We start from the raw sequence: 5,574 nt of genomic DNA, 5'->3' as shown, positions 1-5,574 counted from the left end.
CGGGCCGCGCAGTAGGGTGGTCGCATGTCCTCCTACGCCGACCGATACCTGGCCGCCCAGCAGCGGACCGCCCACTCGAGGACCGAGCTCGCCGTGTTCCAGCGCCGGCTCGAGTTCGAGATGGACGACTTCCAGGTGGCCGGCTGCCAGGCCCTCGAAGAGGGCCGCGGGGCGCTCGTGGCCGCGCCGACGGGCGCCGGCAAGACCGTGGTGGGCGAGTTCGCCGTCCACCTGGCCCTGTCCCGCGGGCAGAAGGCCTTCTACACCACGCCGATCAAGGCGCTCAGCAACCAGAAGTACCACGAGTTCGCCCGGGCCTTCGGCGCGGAACGGGTCGGTCTGCTGACCGGCGACACCTCCGTGAACTCCGAGGCGGACGTCGTGGTGATGACCACCGAGGTCCTGCGGAACATGCTGTACGCGGACTCGCCGACCCTGCTGAACCTGGGCTTCGTGATCATGGACGAGGTGCACTACCTCGCCGACCGCTTCCGCGGCGCCGTGTGGGAGGAGGTCATCATCCACCTGCCGGACAGCGTCCAGCTCGTCTCCCTGTCCGCGACCGTCTCCAACGCCGAGGAGTTCGGGGCCTGGCTGGACACGGTGCGCGGCGACACCGACGTCGTCGTCTCCGAGCACCGGCCGGTCCCCCTGTGGCAGCACGTCCAGGTGGGCGGGCGGCTCCTCGACCTGTTCGTCGACGACACCACGGTCGAGGAGGCCGCGGAGCGGCTCGAGGGTCCCGGCCGCGACGAGCCCGAGGTCAATCCCGAGCTGCTCCAGCTCGCCCGCGCCGAGCACCCGCGCGGGGGCCGCCGGGGCGGACGCGGCCCCGGCGGCCGGTCCCGCGACCGGTTCACCCGCCGCAACGGCGGCGAGGGGTTCCGACCGGCTCCCGAGACGCGCCGGGTGTCCCGGCCCCAGCTGGTCCGCCGCCTCGACGCCGAGGGCCTGCTGCCCGTCATCGCCTTCATCTTCTCCCGCGCCGGGTGCGACGCCGCCGTGCAGCAGTGCGTCGCCTCGGACATCCGGCTGATCACGGACAAGGAGCAGCAGACCGTCCGCGCCCGGGTGGCCGAGACCGCGGCCTCCCTGGAGGCCGCCGACCTCAACGTCCTCGGCTTCTACGAGTGGCGCGACGGCCTGCTGCGCGGGGTCGCCGCCCACCACGCCGGGATGCTGCCCGCGTTCAAGGAGCTCGTGGAGGAGCTGTTCGCCGAGGGGCTCGTCAAGGCGGTCTTCGCCACGGAGACCCTGGCGCTGGGCATCAACATGCCCGCCCGCTCCGTGGTGCTCGAGAAGCTCGACAAGTTCAACGGGGAGTCCCGGGTGGACATCACGCCGGGGGAGTACACCCAGCTCACCGGTCGCGCCGGCCGCCGGGGCATCGACGTCGAGGGCCACGCCGTGGTGCTGTGGCAGCCCGGCATGGACCCGCGCGCCGTCGCCGGCCTCGCGTCCAAGCGCACCTACCCCCTGAACTCCAGCTTCCGGCCCACCTACAACATGTCGGTGAACCTGGTCGCCCAGTTCGGCGCCCACCGCTCCCGCAAGATCCTCGAGTCCTCCTTCGCCCAGTTCCAGGCGGACCGCTCCGTGGTTGGCCTGGCCCGCCGGGTCCGGTCCCAGGAGGAGTCCCTCACGGGCTACGAGGAGGCCATGACCTGCCACCTCGGGGACTTCTCCGAGTACGCCGCCCTGCGCCGGGAGCTCAAGGACCTCGAGCGCGCCGAGGAGAAGTCGAGTTCCCGCCGGCGCCGTTCCGACGCCGTCGCGTCGCTGCACGACCTGCTGCCCGGGGACGTCGTGGACATCCCCCGCGGGCGCAACGCCGGCTACGCCGTGATCCTGTCCACCGACCCCAACCGGGACGATCCCCGCCCCTCCATCCTCACCCTGGACCACCAGCTGCGCCGCGTGGGGGCGCAGGACCTCGACGGTCCCCTGGAGCCGGTCTCGCGGATCCGGATCCCCAAGCACTTCACGGGCAGGACGCCCAAGGAACGACGGGACCTCGCCGCGTCCGTGCGCAACGCCCTGCACGAGCACCGGCCCCCGCGCGGCGGCGGCCGCGGGCACACCGTCCGGTTCGACCGCGGCACCAGCGCGGCCGAGCAGCGCATCACGGACGTCCGCAGGGCTCTGCGCGGCCACCCCTGCCACGGCTGCTCGGACCGGGAGCACCACGCCCGCTGGGCCGAGCGCTGGTGGGCCCTGCGCCGTGACACCGACGGGCTGCTGCGCCAGATCGAGGGCCGCACCAACACGATCGCCAAGACCTTCGACCGCGTCTCCGAGGTGCTGGGCTCCTTCGGCTACCTGGAGGTCCTCCCGGACGGCGAGGTCCGGCCCACCCTCGCCGGGGAGCAGCTGCGGCGGATCTACGGGGACCGGGACCTCCTGCTGGCCCTGAGCCTGCGCGACGGCGTCCTGGACGGCCTCGACCCCGCGGCCACCGCGGGCCTGGTCACGCTGCTCGTCTACCAGGCCAAGCGGGAGGAGCAGGGCATCCAGCCGGTCCTGCCCTCCGCCGCCATGGACCGGGCCGCCCAGACCGTGGTGCGCAACTGGTCCCGGCTGACGGACCGCGAGCAGGAGCACCACCTCCCGGCCACCGCGGAACCGGAGTTCGGTCTCGTGGAGCCGATGTACCTGTGGGCGCGCGGTGCCACACTGAGCACCGCCCTGTCCGGCACGGAGCTGGCCGCCGGCGACTTCGTGCGCTGGGCCAAGCAGGTGGTCGACATGCTCGACCAGCTCGCGTCGATCGACCTCCTCGACGCCGCCACCCGCACCCAGTGCCAGCGCGCGATCGCCCTCGTGCGCCGCGGCGTGGTGGCCCACTCCGGGTTCGAGGACTGACCGGGGGCCACCGGCTCCTCGCCCCGTCCCGCCCGCACGACCGCCCCGAACAGGAGACCCGTGAGCACCACCGTCCCCGCCCGCCCCGTCCTCTACCGCAACGGCTCCGTCTACAGCCCGGCGGACCCGTTCGCCACCGCGATCCTCGTCGACGGCGCCCGCGTGGCCTGGGTCGGGACCGAGGAGGCCGCGCAGTCGCTGCAGGACTCCTCGATGGACGTGGTCGACCTGGACGGCCGGCTGCTGGCCCCGGCCTTCGTCGACTCCCACGTGCACGTGACGGAGACCGCGCTGGCCCTCTCCACCCTCGACCTCACGGCGGCGGCCTCCCTGGACGAGGTGCTCGGCGCCGTGGCCGGTGCCGCGCGCACCGGCACGGGGGTGCTCCTGGGCTCCGGGTGGGACGAGTCCGTGTGGCCGGAGCGCCGGGCGCCCACGGCGGACGAGCTCGACCGCGCGGCCGGCGGGCGCGAGGTCTACCTGACGCGCATCGACGTCCACTCCGGGGTCGTGTCCTCGTCCCTGGCCCGGCGGCTGGGCCTCGCCGGCGTCGCGGGCTGGCTCGGCGACGGACGCGTGGAGAACCTGGCCCACGACCGCGTGCGCGCCGCGGCCCTCGGCTTCGACGCGGTGCGCCGGGCGGAGCTGCACCGGCTCGCCCTGCGGCACGCCGCGTCCCAGGGCTACGCGGCCCTGGCCGAGGCCAACGCCGAGCAGGTCGCCCCGTTCGAGGACCTCGTGCGGCTGACGGCCCTGGCCAACCACGGGATCGGCGGCGAGGGACCGGTCCCGCGCGTGCTGCCGTACCGCGGGGAACTCGTGGCCACGGCCCAGGAGGCACGGTCCGTGGCGCAGCGCTTCGACACCGCCCTGGCGGACCTGATCGGTCGTGCCGTCGACCGGCGGGAGTCCCTTGTGGGGCTCGCCGGTGATCTGTGCGTCGACGGAGCCCTGGGGTCCCGCACCGCCGCCCTGCGCCGTCCCTACGCCGACGCACCGGATGACCTCGGGGACCGGTACCTCGACGCCGACGCGGTCGCCGCCCACCTGGCCGCCAGCACGGAGGCCGGCCTGCAGGGCGGGTTCCACGTCATCGGCGACGCCGGGATGGACGTCGTCCTCGACGGCCTCGACCGAGCCGCCCGGCTGGTGGGGGAGCGGGCCCTGCACAGCGCGGGACACCGCCTCGAGCACGCCGAGATGATCGACCCGGAGGGCATCGAGCGGCTGGCCCGGCACGCCGTGACCGTCTCCGTGCAGCCGGGGTTCGACGCCGCCTGGGGCGGGCCCGGCGGGCTCTACGAACAGCGTCTCGGCACCGAGCGGGCCGCCGGGATGAACCCGCTGGCGTCGTTCTACCGCGCCGGGGTGCCCGTGGCGCTCGGCAGTGACGCCCCCGTGGTCCCGCTGTCCCCGTGGGAGACCGTCCGGGCGTGCCTCGAGCACCACGACCCGGAGCAGCGGATCTCCGCGCGGGCCGCGTTCCTCGCCTCCACCCGCGGAGCCTGGCGGGCCGCCCGGGCCCCCGATCCCATGCAGGGCCAGCTCGCGCCCGGCACCCCGGCCACCTTCGCCGTCTGGGACGTCGAGGCGCTCGTGGTGCAGCAGGCCGAGGGCACCGGGGCCGCCTGGAGCACGGATCCGCGGGCCCGCACCCCGCTGCTGCCCGCCCTGGACGGGGACTCCCTGCCCGTGTGCCGCCGGACCGTCCTGGACGGCGTCGAGCTGTACCGCTCCGACGGGTCCTGAGCGGCGGAGCCCCACCGGGGCGTGCCGGGACGCCATCGGGTGTGTCGAGCGATCTTGGTCGGGGCCACCGCGCAGGATAGGCTGGGCAACTGCTGCCGGGTGGGCTCGCTCGCCCTTAGAAAACAGGTCGGCATCCCCTCAGGGCCGGCCTGGTCCGAAGGCGAGGGAGCCTGCCCTGTGGTGTGGCAGGTGGAACCCCGAAAGGACCGACCCGGTGCGCGTACTGACCGTCATCCCGACCTACGACGAACGTGAGTCGTTGCCGACCGTCCTGGACCGGCTCCGGCGGACCGTCCCGGACGCGGACGTGCTGGTGGTGGACGACAACAGCCCGGACGGGACCGGTCTCCTGGCCGACGAGCTGGCTGCCGCGGACGGCAACATCCACGTCCTGCACCGCACGAGCAAGGACGGCCTCGGCGCCGCCTACATCGCCGGCTTCCGCTGGGGCCTGGCCCGCGACTACGACGTCCTGGTCGAGATGGACGCCGACTGCTCCCACCAGCCCGAGCAGCTCCCGCTCCTCCTGGACGCGGTGGACCGCGGCGCGGACCTGGCCATCGGCTCCCGCTACGTCCCCGGGGGACGCACCGTCAACTGGCCGCTGCGGCGGCAGGCCCTCTCCCGCGGCGGCAACCTCTACGCGCGCACCCTGCTCGGCTCGCGGATCCACGACATCACCGCCGGCTACCGGGCCTTCCGCCGCGAGACCCTCGAACGGATCGGCCTCGAGACCGTCGACTCCAAGGGGTACTGCTTCCAGATCGACCTCGGCTGGCGGACCGAGCGGGCCGGCCTCAGCGTCGTGGAGGTGCCCATCACCTTCGTGGAGCGCGCCGAGGGGACGTCCAAGATGAGCCCGGACGTCACGCGCGAGGCCGTCGTGCGCGTGGCCCGGTGGGGCCTCACCGCGCGGGCGAAGACCCTGGCGGGCAGGCTCACCCGACGCTGAACCGCTCCGGA

At 74.2% G+C, this 5,574-nt stretch carries 3 protein-coding genes; all 3 read left to right on the top strand.

What is annotated here, in order from left to right; all coding sequences use genetic code 11:
• Positions 1–24 precede the first annotated feature (24 nt).
• The 3 genes from ACH9D3_RS15420 to ACH9D3_RS15410 all read left to right on the top strand — a co-directional run bounded on the left by ACH9D3_RS15420 (position 25) and on the right by ACH9D3_RS15410 (position 5,563).
• Positions 25–2,862 (top strand): DEAD/DEAH box helicase, encoded by a 2,838-nt coding sequence (locus ACH9D3_RS15420; RefSeq protein ID WP_396411603.1) that lies wholly within the window; start codon positions 25–27, stop codon positions 2,860–2,862.
• Positions 2,863–2,922: 60 nt separating this feature from the next.
• A complete protein-coding gene (locus ACH9D3_RS15415) occupies positions 2,923–4,611 on the top strand; it encodes an amidohydrolase family protein (RefSeq protein WP_396411602.1) in 1,689 nt (562 codons plus the stop codon).
• Positions 4,612–4,825: 214 nt separating this feature from the next.
• On the top strand, positions 4,826–5,563 hold the full coding sequence (locus ACH9D3_RS15410; RefSeq protein ID WP_396398182.1) for a polyprenol monophosphomannose synthase: 738 nt from the start codon (positions 4,826–4,828) through the stop codon (positions 5,561–5,563).
• The last annotated feature ends 11 nt before the right edge of the window (positions 5,564–5,574 follow it).

Source organism: Kocuria kalidii (assembly GCF_044462225.1).
GTDB lineage: Bacteria > Actinomycetota > Actinomycetes > Actinomycetales > Micrococcaceae > Kocuria > Kocuria kalidii.
Note: the sequence above shows the minus strand (reverse complement) of the source record. Positions and strands in the feature narration are given on the sequence as shown.